The 16578-nt window shown below is 51.5% G+C and carries 12 protein-coding genes; 11 read left to right on the plus strand and 1 reads right to left on the minus strand.

Features of this window, described 5'->3' with window-relative positions:
• The first annotated feature begins 65 nt into the window (after positions 1-65).
• The 11 genes from JNUCC32_RS08785 (at position 66) to JNUCC32_RS08835 (ending at position 15365) form a co-directional block, all read left to right on the plus strand.
• Positions 66-3140 (plus strand): 3-keto-alpha-glucoside-1,2-lyase-like domain-containing protein, encoded by a 3075-nt coding sequence (locus JNUCC32_RS08785; protein ID WP_192571700.1) that lies wholly within the window; start codon positions 66-68, stop codon positions 3138-3140.
• 181 nt (positions 3141-3321) lie between these two features.
• The gene (locus JNUCC32_RS08790) at positions 3322-5085 is read left to right on the plus strand and encodes a cache domain-containing sensor histidine kinase (protein WP_228468905.1); all 1764 of its coding nucleotides are present in this window, start codon (positions 3322-3324) and stop codon (positions 5083-5085) included.
• Positions 5072-6697 (plus strand): helix-turn-helix domain-containing protein, encoded by a 1626-nt coding sequence (locus tag JNUCC32_RS08795; protein ID WP_192571701.1) that lies wholly within the window; start codon positions 5072-5074, stop codon positions 6695-6697. The genes JNUCC32_RS08790 and JNUCC32_RS08795 overlap by 14 nt, the downstream gene beginning before the upstream one ends.
• A 130-nt stretch (positions 6698-6827) precedes the next feature.
• Entirely contained in the window at positions 6828-8234 is a 1407-nt protein-coding gene (locus JNUCC32_RS08800; protein ID WP_192571702.1) for an ABC transporter substrate-binding protein, read from the plus strand.
• 72 nt (positions 8235-8306) lie between these two features.
• Positions 8307-9206: a carbohydrate ABC transporter permease gene (locus tag JNUCC32_RS08805; RefSeq protein ID WP_192571703.1), complete on the plus strand. Its 900-nt coding sequence runs from the start codon at positions 8307-8309 to the stop codon at positions 9204-9206.
• Positions 9207-9356: 150 nt separating this feature from the next.
• Entirely contained in the window at positions 9357-10259 is a 903-nt protein-coding gene (locus JNUCC32_RS08810) for a carbohydrate ABC transporter permease (RefSeq protein ID WP_096773948.1), read from the plus strand.
• Between the two features lie 33 nt (positions 10260-10292).
• Positions 10293-11306 carry a glycoside hydrolase family 130 protein gene (locus JNUCC32_RS08815; protein ID WP_192571704.1) on the plus strand — a complete coding sequence of 338 codons (1014 nt, stop codon included), beginning with the start codon at positions 10293-10295 and terminating at the stop codon, positions 11304-11306.
• Between the two features lie 35 nt (positions 11307-11341).
• Positions 11342-12718: an FAD-dependent oxidoreductase gene (locus tag JNUCC32_RS08820; protein WP_192571705.1), complete on the plus strand. Its 1377-nt coding sequence runs from the start codon at positions 11342-11344 to the stop codon at positions 12716-12718.
• On the plus strand, positions 12715-13722 hold the full coding sequence (locus tag JNUCC32_RS08825; RefSeq protein WP_192571706.1) for an SGNH/GDSL hydrolase family protein: 1008 nt from the start codon (positions 12715-12717) through the stop codon (positions 13720-13722). The genes JNUCC32_RS08820 and JNUCC32_RS08825 overlap by 4 nt, the downstream gene beginning before the upstream one ends.
• A 354-nt stretch (positions 13723-14076) precedes the next feature.
• Positions 14077-14760 (plus strand): hypothetical protein, encoded by a 684-nt coding sequence (locus JNUCC32_RS08830; RefSeq protein ID WP_192572627.1) that lies wholly within the window; start codon positions 14077-14079, stop codon positions 14758-14760.
• 119 nt (positions 14761-14879) lie between these two features.
• Positions 14880-15365 (plus strand): hypothetical protein, encoded by a 486-nt coding sequence (locus JNUCC32_RS08835; RefSeq protein WP_192571707.1) that lies wholly within the window; start codon positions 14880-14882, stop codon positions 15363-15365.
• A 46-nt stretch (positions 15366-15411) separates the two neighbouring features.
• Here the strand turns inward: JNUCC32_RS08835 and JNUCC32_RS08840 are convergent, their stop codons facing one another.
• Positions 15412-16572, minus strand: coding sequence for an epoxide hydrolase family protein (locus JNUCC32_RS08840; RefSeq protein ID WP_192571708.1), 1161 nt, complete (start codon positions 16570-16572; stop codon positions 15412-15414).
• Positions 16573-16578 lie beyond the last annotated feature (6 nt).

Here is a 16578-nt window from a genome sequence, read left to right on the forward strand (position 1 = left end):
CGGGAGAACAGAAGCTGCGGTGCCTTATTATCGTGTGGCAGATGAATAATCTTGAGGAGGTATTTATGCTTACCATTACAAGAAAAGCAGTTAGTTTGTTGGTCGTGCTTGCCGTAATGATCACAGGATTCTCACCCCGAACTGCGGACGCTGTAGAAATCGATAGCTATTCAATTTCTTCAATGGATATGACGGATGCCGCTGATCCGGCATCTTTGGCACAGACCGCCGCTGCTCCGGCCACGATACAAAATTACCCGATGCCATCCATCTATACCGCATCCAGCGTGTTTTCGTTGAAAGCGAATAACGAAGCGATTCCTGTAATCAGTTATCTGGCTGATTATGATTATGCTCAATTTTCCTTTTCCGGCACGGTCCGTATCGAAGTTACCAACAATGTGCCGATTACATCATACTCCATCAGTCCTCAGGCTAAAAATATCGAAGGCACGGTCAACGGGAACAAGCTAACGTTCTATCTTTCATCCTCTACCTATGTCATCGTGAAAATCAATGACCAGAGGAAGAAGATTGTTATCGCAGCAGATCCCTTGGAGACGGATATTCCCCCGTCCACAGGTGCCGGGATTTATAATGTGACGCAGTCGCCATACCACGCGGATAACACGGGTACAACGCTGGCATCGGGTGCGATTCAGCAGGCGATCGATGACGCCCATCAAGCCGGCGGCGGCGTTGTATTCATTCCGGCCGGTGTTTATAAGAGCGGGAACCTGACATTAAAAAGCAACGTAACCTTTTACCTGGCCGGCGGCGCCGTCATTGTCGGCACGGGCAAGGGGGAAGACTACGTGATTGATTTTCGCAAGGATTCACGAAACGCGGATGGAACGTATTTTATTCGTACTGCCGTAGATTCCACCAATATTACGATACGGGGACGGGGAACCATTGATGGAAAAGGCATTGCGATGCGAGAGCGAAAGATGCCGGCGCCGAATAAGAATGAAGGGTTCCTCAATAACCTGCTCGTTCCGATCGCAACATCCAATTTTACTTTTGACGGTCTAATATTGCGGGATGGCGGTTTTTGGTCGTTTATGGTGGTACGTTCCGACAATGTGACCATAAACAATCTTAAGGGATTCCAGGATTTATACAAAATCGAGAATGACGTTATCGATATCAATGAGAGTCAGAACGTGCTTGTTCAACATTCGATTGCCATCTCGGATGATGACACGTATTCCACTAAAACCTGGCTGCAGACGGGGATGTCCAAAGACTGGCCGGGCGAGCTTGAACATTTGGAGAATGTGGTCTTTGATGACGCTTTTGCATGGACAAGATGCGCGGCTTTCAAGATTGGCATGGGTGTAGCCCAGCCGCAAATCGGCGTAACCATCCGAAATTCGTATGTGTATCAAAGCGCCCGAGCATTGCTTATTGATCATGGATACCAACTGAATACCCTCCCGGAGGAAGGTTACGCCCAAAATATTACGTTTGAAAATATCGACATCGAACGCGTCGGCATCAATCAATTCGGGAACTATTGGCTTGGAGTGTCCACCAGCACTTCCGGCGATGTAAGCAATGTTGTAGTCAAGAACATCCATGTTCGCGAGACCGGCACCCAGAAATCCAGAATTTCCGGGAATGCCACGAAAGGCGGAAGGGTTAACGGCGTCACGTTCACGGATGTTTATGTTGGAGGCAAGCTTGCAACAAACCTGGACGACTTGAATGTTACCGTTAATAACAATGTATATGGTATCGTTTTTGCCAATTCCAAGCCGCCGCTATTCAGCGACAATTTCGAAGACGGAAATACGGCGGGGTGGACGTCGATGTCCGGCGGCTGGACCGTCCCGACAGTCGGCACGAATCACGTGCTGTCCAGCGGGAATCAGACAACCACCTCCCTGATTACCGCTAATAGCGGGGGTTCATGGACGGATTACGTTTATGAAGCCAGATTAAGAATGCCCATCACCAATGCCAACGCGGGCATGGTCTTCAGGGTGCAGGATGCAAACAATTATTATATGTATCGCATTCATTCATCGAATCAACAGCTGGAGTTGTTCAAATCCGTAAATGGACAGCTGACGCTAGTAAACAGTACGCCGTTCACGGCCATTGAGAAACAGTGGTATAAGGTTAAGGCGGTTATGCAAGGGAACACGATTTCCTGTTACGTGGATGGAGAATTAAAGATGGAATGGACCAATCCTGTAACCGAATTGACGGCTGGGGGGATCGGATTCCGGACCACATCGGCGGGCGTCCATTTTGACGATGCCGTGGTTAGTCTCCTCAATAAAGCGCCTGAGGAGATTGCTCTTTCACACAACAGTGTTATTGAAAACACGACGGCGGGAGGCATGGTCGGAAGCTTTTCCACCAGCGACCCTGATGCGGAAGAAACATTTGCTTATATGCTGATAGCAGGGGCAGGGGATGTGGACAACGACAGCTTCACCATTTCGGACAATAAGTTGTTTCTAGCCGTAACGCCTGATTACGAAACCAAGGATAGCTACAGCATCCGGGTCAGGAGTACAGACTCAGGCGGACTGTATGTTGAGAAGACCTTTACGATCCATGTCATGGACGTGAATGAACCTCCCGTGAATCCGGATCCTACGGTCATCCGATTCAGCGACGATTTCGAAGATGGAAATGCCGGAGGATGGACGTCTGTTTCAGGTTCCTGGGATGTAACAACTGACGGCACAAAAGCCTTGATTCAGAATCAAGCTGCTGCTGCAGTCATTGCTGCCGGCGATTCGTGGACGGATTATACGTATGAAGCCAAAGCGAAAATGCCCATTACCAATGCCAACGCAGGCATTCTCTTTAGGGTACAGGATGCGGGTAATTTCTATATGTTCCGAATCCATTCCGCAGCCCAAAAGCTGGAGTTGTACAAATCCGTGGACAACGTCATGACTCTTGTATCCAGTACCCCGTTTACAGCTCAGGCGAACCAGTGGTATACGATGAAGGCTTCCATTGATGGGAACACAATAAAAGGTTATGTGGATGGAGAATTAAAAGTGGAATGGACCAATCCCGAGACGGAATTGACTGCAGGAAAAATAGGATTTCGGACCACTTCGGCAGGCGTCGCTTTTGATGATGCCGTGGTACTGGCATCTGGTCCGATCTAACTAGTACGGCATCCCGTACCATGTCAATAAGAGCCGATCCACAGGTCGAACATCGTTAATGGGATCATACGAAGGAGCTGCCCCTAAAGCCGTGAATGGCTGCTCGGGACAGCTTCGTTTTTTTGCATTGTCGTACAGGGGATGCAGTGACATAATCAAAGAATAGAATTTAACGGAAGGCGTGAAAAGCTTGGAGTATCTCCGCAGGCAATCGTTCCGCAACAAACTCAAGGTCGCTTTTCTGGCTGTCATCGTGCTTTCTGTCCTGATGACCGGAGGATTGTCTTATTATATCTCGGCTGCCACGCTGGAAAAGAATGCGCTGAAGCTCACGCAGGACACGGTGGTCAGGTCAGCACAGATCGTGGATGAGAAGCTGAATAAACTGATGCTGATTATGATGACGTTTATGATCAGCCAGCCTTTCTACGACATGCTGAAGGATGCCGCCTCCGAGGATGCCAGCAGATATTACACGCATCTGAACGATCTTGATAACGTTTTCTCGCAGGCGCGGATTGCCGAGCCGCTTATCCAATCGATCTACGTATTTACGCCGATCGGCGAATTTTATCCTTCGTCCATGAACCGCAATCGGCTCACCGCATTCGAGGACACCGTGCTGTATTCGCGCATCGAACAGGAGAAAAAGAATCTGTGGGTGGAGGGGCATGAGGACATGCTATTCTCCGGCAAGGAACGTGTCATTTCGCTTATTCTGGAGCCGATCTTTGACACGCCGGTCAGCGGTGTCTATATTGTCGTGAATATCCGTGAGGACGGCTTCCGCAAGCTGGTGCAGGGAAACACCGCGGAAGGAGCGTCCAGCTTCTTGCTGAACGCTGATGGAGATACGGTTTACCCCGTGAAGGAACCGCTGGTCAGGCAAGCGGTGGAGACGGGAGATTTGAGCGGCATGATGAACCGCTCGGAGGGAAGTCAGCCTTTTGATCTGGACGGCCAAACCTATCTGCTTAATTATGCCCGTCTCGGCATAGCGGATTGGACGATGACCACCATTCGTTCCCGGGCCGACGTGCTCCATGGCATGGTATACGTCAAATGGCTGATCGCCGGGGTTACGCTGGCAGCTTTTACCGTCACCACGTTGATTTCGGGCGCATTTTCACGCTATTTGCTAAAGCCGCTGCAAGGGCTTCTGAAGGTGATGAAGCGGGTCGAGAACAACGATCTGACCGCCCGTTTTGAGAGCGGCAGCGGAGATGAACTGGCTCAAGTGGGATTTCGGTTTAACCGGATGCTGGAACAGATTGTGGTGTTGATTGATGAGGTTACGGAAGCGCAGACGCATAAGCGAACTGCAGAGATCAAGGCGCTGTCGGCGCAGATGGACCCGCATTTTCTGTACAACACGCTCAATACCATCTACTGGAAATTGAAACTGAAGCAGATCGAACCGTCGCAGCAAATGGTCATGTCGCTCTCCCGCCTGTTCCAACTCGGGCTGAACAATGGTCAGGAAATTACGACAATGTCGAAAGAGCTGGAGCATGTGCGCCAGTATTTGGAACTGCAGTTAAGCTGCTATGAAGACTTATTCTCTTATGAGATCCATGTACGCGAACCGGAGGTGTCATCGATTTCGATTCCACGCATCATTTTGCAGCCGCTGGTCGAAAACAGCATTTTGCACGGTTTTCGCGACCTGAAGAACGGCGGCCTAATCGAAATCGAAATTAGCGGGGATGAGAAACGCTGGACGATTGCCGTACGCGATAACGGCAGGGGCATGGATGAGGCCCAAGTGCGCGCACTCTTTTGGCTAGAATCGAAAAAGGGATATGCGGTGTCTAATTTGATCCGGCGGCTCCGGCTCTATTATGGGGACGGTGCGGAATTTCACGTAGACAGTGCGCCGGAACGCGGAACCGAAATACGGATTTCTTTACCCAAGAAAGGGGAGCATTTGGATGAGCAATCCTGAAGCGATCAGTCTTTGCATTATCGACGATATTAAGAGCGTGGTGGACGGGTTGACCGCCATGAACTGGGAAGAGCAAGGGATTCGGGTCGCAGGTGTATCGAGCAATGGAGAAGAGGGGCTGAAGCTGATCAGCGGGTTGTGTCCGGATCTGGTTATTACCGATATCCGGATGCCGATCATGGACGGGTTGAGCATGCTGCGTTTGGTTCTGGAAGAGAATCCCGGCTGCAAGGTCATTCTGATCAGCGGCTATGCCGACTTTGAATATGCGCAGCAGGCGGTGCAGCTCGGGGCATTTGATTTTGTGGTGAAGCCCTTCACAGAAGAAGAGATGATGTCGGCTGTGCTGCGAGCCAAAGCAGAGGTTATGGAAGAGAGGTCCAAACGGATAAGTTTGTGGGAAATGGAGAATAAGCTTCGCGAGAGCATGCCGGCGCTGCGGCAGGAATACTTTGGGCTGCTCGTAAGTCACCGCACATCATGGGAAGAGGCATCGGAACGGTGGGATTTTCTGAATATTGAATTGGAGCCGCACGGCTTCGTCGTGATGCTGATTGAAATTGATCGTTTCCGGGAGCAAGTTGCCGAGCTGGCCGTGAAGGAGATGGAGCTGATCCGGTTCTCGCTGTTGAATATTATGCAGGAGACGCTTGCCCATTATGCGCACAGCGTTCTTTTCCGTGCCCGTCATGATCAGTACCTGGCCGTACTGAACGATTCAGGACCGTCCAGTCCGATCGAAATTGCCGAGCAGTGCTGCCGGAATATTGAACGATACACCAAGTTTACGATCTCGGTCGGGGTCGGCGGCAGAGCGGAGGAGATCAGCGGGCTCCCGGATTCTTATCGCCAGGCTCATCGGGCGCTCTCCCATCACTTATTCACTGAAGGCAATGCCGCCATTATGTATGACGATATCCATCAGAGCGGAAGCCAGGAGCCGCTGGCACTGGAGTACAAGGACGAGCTCCTGCTGGCCCTTCGTTCCGGGAATGCTGTCCGGACGGACGCGATTCTGTCCACGATTTCGGAAGCGCTGCAGAAACGGATCTCCCGGCAAAGTCCGGATTATCTCCTCAGCCTGTACGATGAGCTGGCCGCTTCAGCGATCCGCACGCTTTACGAAATGGTTTCATATTCGGAGATACAGCCGATGATTCAGAAATTCAGAACGGTACAAGGGACGGCGGGGCTGCCGCTGGCCTCTTTGCAGCGTCAACTGCATGCCTTGTGCACGGAGGGAGCCGAGCTGGTTCGCCGAAACAGCGTATCCGAAGGGCAGAAGGTTATTTATCATGCCATAGGCTATATCAAGGGCCGCTTGTCCGAGGATATTACCGTTGGCGAATGTGCAGCGCATGTGCATCTAAGCGCCAGCTATTTTTCCAGCTTATTCAAGCAAGTGACCGGGATGACGGTCACGCAGTTTATCACCTCGGAACGCATTCACAAAGCGAGACAGCTGTTGGTAGAGGGAGCGCAGGTGCAGGAGGTGGCTGCGGCGGTAGGGTATGAGGAGCGCAGATATTTCAGCGAGATGTTCAAGAAGATCACCGGCCAGACACCGTCGGAATTCAGGGCGGGCTATCACATGGACCGGCCGGAGGCGTGAGGCGAGTGCTGCAGGAGACCATAGAATTCTATCCCTTGAGAGTGAATTTGCCTCACTCCTTTTCCGAGAACGGGATTCTATAATAAAAAACGAGCTCACAATACAAACGTTAATCAAAGGGGTAGAATGTATGCGAAAAAAATGGTTAAGCCTCGGCTTGAGCCTCATTCTGGCCGCCGGGATCGCAGGCTGCGGCGGGAGCGACAACAACAATGGCAATGGCGGTACGACGAATGGCAAGCCTGACGGCGGAACGGCAGCACCATCAACCGAGACGGGCCAACCCGTACAGCTTAAATACTGGACTGACGACCGTCATGACCAGGAGTATATCAAGGAATTAATCAACAAGTTCAACGAAACTAACGGCGATAACATCCAGGTGGAATTGACGGTCATGTCCGAGAATTACGCGCAAAGCGTCGACATTGCATTTTCCAGCAACCAAGCGCCGGATGTACTGCGTCTCAAGAGCGCCAATACATCCGGATTCGTCAAAAAAGGGTATCTCGCGCCGATTGACGAGTATTTTACCGATGACTTGAAAGCGAAGTTCGGCAGCCTGCTGATCGACGATGTCAACCGTTTTGACGGCAAGGTGTACTCGCTCGCCAATACCGGCCTCACCATGCGCCTAGTCTACAACAAGGATCTTTTTGCCAAAGCGGGCATCGAGAATCCTCCGAAGTCGCTGCAGGAAATGGTGGAGGATGCCAAGAAAATTACCGAAGTCGGCAAAGCCGAGGGCATCTATGGTTTTGCGCTGAACTTCAAAAATCCGAAGCAAGCATTTGACCGTTCCGTCCGGGAGATTCTTTCCTTGAGCGGTTATCAGGGACTTGGCTTTGATCTGAAAACAGGCCAATTCGATTTCGAGCCTTACTCGCAGGTCATTGAATATTTCAAGCAAATGCATAAAGACGGAAGCATTCTGCCTGGAGCGGAAGCGCTGGATATCGACCCGCTGCGCGCCCAGTTCGCCGCAGGCAAAATCGGGATGTATCTTTCCTTCTCGACGGAGCCGGGAGTGTACATGGATCAATTCCCGACCGAAATCAACTGGGGGGGCGCGTTGGCTCCAACGCTGGACGGTGAGATCAAGGGAACTTCCGAAATCGTGTCCGCCGGAACGTGGCTCGGCATCAGCGCCCAATCGGCCAATAAGGAAGCGGCTTGGAAATTCATGCAGTATATGTACGGCGATGAGGTTCTGAAGACCTATCATGAAAAAGGCTTCGGTATTGCCATTGTGCCAAGCATTGTAGAACAGGCTAAAGATCCGGAGATCAATGGCATGGAAGGCTTCCTGGTCGGGGAACACGACTCGCTCTGGCCTGCTTCGCCAAACGTTACTCCGGAGGGTTCCACCTATGCGGACGCTTTCTTCAAATATATCCTTACCGATGAAGACCTAAAAGCGGTTACGGAGGATTTAAACACAAGATACAACGCCGCATTGTCCAAGGCGGTGGAGAAAGGTGAGGTCACTGTAACGCCGAACCCAGCCTTTGATCCAACGAAACCGCAGGGAGAATAACAGGCAAGGATGGGGCTGCCGCACACTTTTTTGGCGGATGCCCCTTTTCTTTCCCCGAAGGAGGAACGAATCGTGAGTATGAAATGGAGACGGCTGGGGGAGAATGCTCTGTTTCTGTCCCCCAGCATCATTTTGACGGTGGCTCTGGGTATCTATCCCTTGTTATGGATGCTGCGTTATATGTTTTATGACTATGCCGGGTATGGCGATGCGCTGTTCGTTGGGCTGGACAATTTCCGTCGGCTGATGCGCGATGCGTTGTTCTGGGAATCGGTTGGCAATACCTTTATCTATGCCGGGGGCAAGCTGCTGCTAACGCTGCCGTTGTCCCTGCTGCTCGCGGTCATCCTGAACGGCAAGCTGCGGGGCGGAAATCTGCTGCGCGGGATCTATTTTATGCCGACGATCATCAGCACCGCGGTTATCTCCGTGGTGTTCTATACGATCTTCAATTCCTATAACGGGATGGTAAACACCGTATTGATGAAGCTGCATCTTGTCTCGCAGCCCATCGACTGGCTCGGCCCAAAGCATGCGATGCTTACGGTCATTCTTGTGGCGGTATGGGGCGCGGTCGGTAACTATATGCTGCTGTTTCTGGCTGGCTTGCAGAGCATTCCGCAGGATTTGTACGAAAGTGCGGCCATGGACGGCGCGAATGCAGGAAGAAGGTTCTGGAGCATTACGCTTCCGATGCTGGCTCCGGTTGCCCAGTTGGTCATTATGCTTGCGATTATCGCATCCCTGAAAGGCTATGAGAGCATTATGCTGATCACGGAAGGCGGACCGATCGGCAAAACCGAGGTCATGTATCTCTATCTGTATAAACTGTTGTTTCCGGTTTCCACGGGTTCGCCTGTGGAGCAGCAGCTTGGATACGGCAGCGCCGTTGGCTTCGCAACCGCTGTTATTGTGGGTGCGATCACGGGTTTGTATTTCTTATTAAGCCGTAAAATGAACAAGCTTTATTAGAGTTTCTTTTTAAAACCCACTTAACATGATTTTTGAACAAGCACTATATGCAACAATAGACGCCAACTTAGCGAAGGCCCTTACGATTTGACAACAACGCCGCAGACCGATTGATCATGAACGGCTGCAGGCGTGCAGGAGGATCAGCAGATGAACGAACAGGAATTACCCCAACAGCCGGATGCGCGCGGCCAAATCGCCGCCCGCCCGCCTTCCGGCCACATAGGCAGAATTGCGGGCCGTACGGTGATGTGGTTGTTCTTATTGATAACGGCGATACTGACATTATTTCCCCTGTTGATGACTTTGTCCGGATCGCTCAAGACCGGCGCCGAAATGATGACCGGCGGGAGCCTGCTGCCGGCCAAGCTGCAGTTCGTCAACTATGCCGAAGCCTGGAAGCAGGCTAATTTTGCCCGCTATACCTGGAACAGCGCTTTTGTCAGCATTATGGTTACCGCAGGCACCCTGCTGGTAGCTGCCATGGCGGCTTATGTGGTGGACCGTCGCCATTTTCCCGGCAAATCCCTGTATGTTACGACGCAGGCGTCGATGATGTTTATATCCGTCGGTGCGATCGTGCTGCGCCCGCAATTCGATTTGATGGTCGCGCTGAACCTGAATACCACGCTGTGGGGCGTGATCCTGATTCTGATCAGTGCCCATTCCAGCACATTTTTTATGCTGCTGGGTTTCTTCAAAGCGATTCCCCGCGAGCTTGACGAAGCGGCCATGGTGGACGGCTCCGGCTTTGTCCGAACCTTCTTCCGGATTATTCTCCCGCTCCTGACGCCGGGGCTTGGCGTTGCCGGGCTGTTTGCTTTCCGCCATGCCTGGAACGAATACATTCTGCCGCTGGTCTTCACGATGACGAATCCTCAGCTGCAGACCCTCACCGTCGGGCTGGCGAATCTTCGTTACGGTTCTTCCGCGGCCATGCAGATCCATTTGATGATGGCGGGAGCATGCCTGTCGATTCTGCCGATGCTTCTCGCTTATATTGTGGCGAACAAATCCTTTATTCAAGTGACGGCGGGTTCAGTGAAAGGTTAATTTCATAATTCATAAACAAGGAGTTTGATGCATATGAGCGATATTATAGTGGGGCATTTGTTTTCCAGCCCGATCATGACCCGGCATTCCGCGAATCCGATTCTGACTCCGGGTGATGTGCCCTACGGTCCGGCGTTGGTCTTTAATGCCGGAGTTACCAAATTTAAAGGCAAATATGTGATGGTTTTTCGCAATGACTACGGTGATGAACTTAAAGGGATTGTCGCCCCTCATCATACAACGAATCTGGGGCTGGCCTTCAGCGATGACGGCATTAAGTGGGATGCGCAGCCGGAACCGTGCTGGTCTTGGCATGATGAAGAGGTCATCCGCGTGTATGATCCGCGTCTAACGGTAATCGGCGAACAATGTTATATGTGCTTTGCGGTCGATACCAAGCACGGGCTGCGCGGCGGCATCGCCGTCACCGAAGATTTCAGATCCTTCGAGGTGCTGAGCCTATCGCTGCCGGATAACCGCAACATGGTATTGTTCCCGGAGCGGATCGGGGGCAAGTACGTCCGGCTGGAGCGCCCGATGCCTGTATACAGCCGGGGGGGGATAGACCGCTTCGACATGTGGATGAGCGACTCGCCTGACCTGAAATACTGGGGCAACTCCAAGCTGCTGCTGGCGGTTGAAGATGTTGCTTATGCCAATGACAAGGTAGGACCAGGCGCTCCGCCCGTCAAAACGGACAAAGGTTGGCTGACCCTGTTCCATGCCGTGGACATCGATCGCAGCCGGGGGAAGAACGGATGGGAGGACAGCTGGAAGAAGCGCTATACGTCCGGCATTTTACTGCTGGATCTTGCCGATCCCAGCCGGATCATCGGCATGGCGGAGACGCCGCTGCTTGCCCCGGAAGCCGATTATGAGACCGATGGGGGCTTCCGCAATCATGTTATTTTTCCGGGGGGCATGATTCTGGAGGATACCGGAGAAGTCAAAATCTACTACGGCGCGGCCGATACCGTAGAATGCCTGGCGACTGCGCATGTAGATGATTTGCTGCATCTTTGTCTGAAAGGCACAGTCCATAAGTAATGATGACATGTTGATACAGAATGGGGAGGGTTTCTATGAAAGGACATATTACGTTGCCATCCGTCAGCATTCCGGTTAGCCGCGAGGTGGATGTGCTTGTCATCGGCGGAGGCGCCTCAGGCATCGCTGCGGCCATTGCCGCTGCGAAAGGGGGGGCGAAAACAATGCTGGTGGAGCAGCGAGGATTCCTTGGCGGCATGGGCACGGTTGCGCTCGTTCCGGCTTTCTGTCCCTTTACGGATAAGCGGAAGCCGATTATCCGCGGTCTCGGCCTTCAATTGATGGAACGGATGAAGCAGGCATGCGATCCTCAGTACCGTGAGGAATATCAAGAGATGCTGGATTGGGTGCCGATCGATCCCGAAGTGCTGAAACGGGTTTATGATGATGCCATTCTGGAAAGCGGTGTGACGCCGCTGTATCACACCTTTGTTTACGATGTTGTCCTGTCTGAGGACCGCCGGAAGGTTGAAGGTGTCGTTGTCGTTAACAAAACAGGACGTTCTTTCATCCCCTGCAGGTATATTATCGATTGCTCGGGAGATGGGGATGTTGCCGCATTGGCGGGAGCTCCTTTTCAGAAGGGCGGGGAAGCGGGCGAGCTTCAGCCCGGCAGCATGTGCTATCTGCTTGCGAATGTGGACCGTCCAAGGTTCAGACGGTACCTGGAGGAGAGCGGGGATACGGGCCAACTGCACAAGACGGTGGAGCTGGCGATCGAGGACGGTGCGCTGCCGGAGGGCCGCAAGTCGATCTCCGGCCTTGCTTGGGTCAGCGACTATTTGGTAGGCGTCAACTTCGGCCATGTATTCGGCGTGGACGGCACCCTTGCCGAGGATTTGACACGGGGGGCGATCGAAGGGCGCCGCACGGCGGAACGCCAGCTGCAGTTCTTCCGCCGCTACGTGCCGGGCTTTGAGCGCGCCCATATGGTAGCGAGCGGTGAGCAGCTCGGCATCCGGGAGACGCGGCGGATTGAAGGGGACTATATCCTGACGGTCGATGACTTCCTTGCTGCGCGTTCCTTCCCGGACGACATTGCCCGCAACGCATACTACATCGATATTCATCTCGCCAACAGCAAAAGCGAGATGACTTTTAACCACCTGCCGCCCGGGGTTTCACACGGCGTACCGTACCGGATCATGCTGCCGATTGGCATCGACAACCTTTGGGTTGCCGGACGCTGCGTATCCTCGGACCGAGCAGTGCAAGGCTCCCTTCGGGTGATGCCGAACTGCTTCTCCATGGGCCAGGCCTCGGGAACGGCGGCTGCATTGGCGCTGCGGGACGGCACCGGCTCGCGCGGCATTTCCGTAGCCGAACTTCAGCAGCGGCTGCTGGAGCAGGATGTATGGCTGGGAGAAGATTTCATTCCGGCTGATAAGCAGAAGGGAGGGAATGCGCCGTGAAGCAGCTTCCATTAACGGATGAGTGGTTTCACGGTGCCGTGTCGCTCGAACACGGGGAGGATGGTATCAAGCCGTGGCGTATTCCTTACATGGATTACGAGCTGTATCCGCCTGGGGGAATCGATGGCAAAGCCGAGATATGTGCCGGTGTTCGCCTGCGGCTGCGGACGGACTCTACCGAGGTGGCCGTATCTTTTGCACCGCTTGCGGACGCCGCCGCCATGGATTGCGTTGCAGAAGGTAGACTATGCCAGACGCTCAGCCTGTCCGGCGGAGCAACAGAAGCCTTGTTCAGCGGACTTAAGGACGGAATCAAGGATGTGGAGATTTGGCTCCCTCAAAATATAGGAATAACCGTCACCGGCCTACGGACTGATGCCCATGCCGTCGGAGTCCCGCTGCCGGACACCCGGCCCCGCTGGATTACGTACGGGAGCTCCATTACCCAGTGCGTCGGGGCTTCCAGCCCCTCCCGCGCTTGGCCAGCCATTGCCGCCGAAGCCTGCGGCTTCAGCTTGACCAATCTCGGCTTCTCCGGCAACTGCCACATGGAACCGATGATCGGGCGTCTGATTCGCGACTTGCCGGCCGATTTCATCTCGATATGTGCAGGCGTGAACATCTATGGCGGGGGCACCTTAAGCCCTCGCATGTTCAAGCCGCTGCTGATTGGCCTGCTGGAGACGATACGCGACAAACACAGGGATACCCCGCTGCTTGTCATTTCTCCGATTTATGGCACCGTCCGCGAAACGCAGCTCAATTCGCTGGGCTTCACCCTGCCCATCATGCGGGAATTCATCCGCGAGGCCGTGGAGCTGCTAAGGGCTCGGGGCGATCGCCAGTTATACTATCAGGACGGCTTGAAGTGGTTCGGTCCGGAGGATGAAGCCTTTCTGACGGATGGCCTACACCCTGGAGCCGAGGGGTATGAGCTGCTGGGCCGGCGTTTCCGCAATCTTCATGACTTTGCGTTACGGGCTGTACATCGAAACGCGGAGTGAGGAGTTTCTATTAAATTCGGGATAACCAATTGGAATCATGGCGGATCATTTTTGGACTTTCTTTTGATTGGACGAAAAGAACTTGAAGACCTTAAAGCCGCATCCTATGCGGCTTTTTTTGTTTGAAGTATATAAATTCTTGTTGTTACTTAAGTCAGGTGCATTTACTGCTTATTAAGCTAATAGGCACTTTTATGGAATATCTTATCCATTTAGGGTTGATGAATTGGTATGTTAAACTATTTTTTCGACTGCAATATGAACTAACATTCGCGAAAATAAACTAGCAGCTTCATATAGCAGCATTAAATCATCCTACTTACAGGATGAATGTATCAGAAAGGAAGTACAGCTTTGCCTAAGCACATAAAGATCTACGCACCAATACTTATTATTATCATCATTATAAACGTTGCGGTGTACAGGCATTTGGAAAACCAGGCATCTGTTAGATACAACGGCCTCCATTCCCTGTATCAGCTGAAGAACGACTCGGTATTTGCCTATTTAGTGAAGCACGCTTCTGAAACGATTTCGCTTGCTGATACGCTGATGGCGATCAGCGAGTCGAAGGAAAATGAAGATCCTGCCAAGATACGGCAATGGATCGATAAGGCGAAGATCCAAGCGGAGGAAATCGATGAGCAGCTATTAACGATCATTGAATTTAGCGATACCTTCCCCAACAACGCGGTTCCCAAGCTTTCAGTTAATAATACGGCAATGACAATGGATAACCAGGAGGACATGTTTATTCTCGCTTTTCAGGCAAGGACATGGCGACCGTTATACCAAATAAGCTATTCGTATTGGAAGTCTAATCCAAAAACAATTGACGCCAAGACCAGAGAAACCTTGCGCTCGCTTGCGACTGAACTCCGTGAGTTAAACCAAACGATTATGTCGTTCAAGGATGCCGCACATCACATGTTTTTCGAGGATCAAATAGAGTCATATAAAGCGGAAATGCTGCGGCAGTTGAAACCACATCTTGAACGATTGAAAAAGATCCAAGAAGACTTTACGAGCCAAAAATAAGACGAATGAATGGAATGGGCAGCATGCTAAACCATAATCTAATGAAGATAATGGGTTTTATAGAAAAATAAACCTCGGCCTGGTAAACTACCAATATAAAGTTTGAGGAGGAACCAGGCTTGAAGAGTTTTGTGAAAAATTCTGGCCGCATCACTATGATGTTGTTCATTGCATGTAGTGTCGGTTGCAGCGCTAGTGAACAAAGCAATCCACGCATCCGAGAAGAGATAGCAACGAAAGAAGCTGTTGAGTCCATGAATATGAATCCCCATGCTGATTCAGGAACCGACGAATTAAGCCAAGCCGGAGAACGGTATGGGTCCAATATTATGTACTCCATTAAGATGTATCTCGAAAGACCGGAAGTTTCTCAAGCATTTCGCAATCAACTTGCCGAAACGATAGAGCTTGGATATGACTTGTATCGAAAGAAGGACATTCCGGAGTTCGAATCTTTGGTAGTCCATATAAAAAAAGATAATCGATCAGAGGTAAAGGAAATATATGAGAAACTCATAACGATTTACCCTCTACCCACCAGAACGATCAGAGGTGCAGGCTTCAACAGCACTAAAGACGAAACAGTAAAGGCCGTTGAATCCTAATGAGCGCTCATCTATAGCTTGCATGATGAAATAGTTTTGATTTAGATTAATTTCTATTTCCCAATCTGTATGGCTTATAGAAAGCACGAATGTCACGAGCTAGAAGCTCAGGTTCTTCCATGGCGGTAAAATGTCCGCCGGATGGCATCGAAGTCCAGCGAGTAACGTTTAAGTTACGTGAGGCCCATTCCTTGGGCGGCAGCAAGATGTCTTCCGGAAACAATGCGATGCCTGTCGGTACCTCGATATAGCCCAATGGCGGTAATGAATGTGAATTCTCATAATACATGCGTGTTGACGATCCCATCGTATTCGTAACCCAATAAATCATAATGTGGGTGAGGAGTTCATCCTTGCTGAATCTTTGCTGGAGGTTACCCTTACAATCACTCCATGATCGGAATTTTTCGATCATCCAGCCTGCCAAACCTGCCGGCGAGTCGGAAAGTCCATATGCAAGGGTTTGGGGGCGTGTCGATTGAATCGACATATAGCCACCTTCCAGAGCAATCCATTCCGAAGCGCTTGTCTTGTATCGCAGTTCTTCTTGCGAGAGATTAGCCTGACCAGATGCATTCATGAGATTTCTGATAATGCCGATATCGGTCAGGTGAATTCCAAATAATAACTCGGGATGGTTTGCTGCCAGATATCTTGTAACGCCGGAGCCAATATCTCCGCCTGCGGCAGCAAATTTTTTATAGCCTAATTCTTTTGTCATCAGTTTAGCCCACATTTCGGAGACGCGATTATTGTTGAATCCAGGTTGTTTGGGGCTGCTTGAGAACCCGAATCCAGGTAATGAAGGGACAACCACATCAAAAGAGTCCTCGGAATGACCACCATGGCTGGCCGGATCCGTAAGGAGGGGGATGATTTTTTGGTAACGAAGGTAGCTGTCGGGCCATCCGTGAGTAAGAATAATAGGCATGGGGTTAGGTCCTTTTCCACGCTCGTGCACGAAGTGCACATCCATGTCATCGATATTGCAGCTATACTGGGAATAACGGTTCAACTCAGCTTCTTGTGCCCGCCAATCGTAGTGGTCCCGCCAGTACGAAACCAGCGACTTTAAATAGCTTAATTCCGTGCCTCGTTCCCAACCCGAGTGTTCTAGCTGATCAGGCCAACGGATGTGATGAAGTCTGTATTTGAGATCGGCAAGGATCTCATCGGAGACGTGAATATGATAACGTTCCATCGACATATGGAT

The organism is Paenibacillus sp. JNUCC32, assembly GCF_014863545.1.
Classification (GTDB): Bacteria; Bacillota; Bacilli; order Paenibacillales; family Paenibacillaceae; genus Paenibacillus_AQ; species Paenibacillus_AQ lautus_A.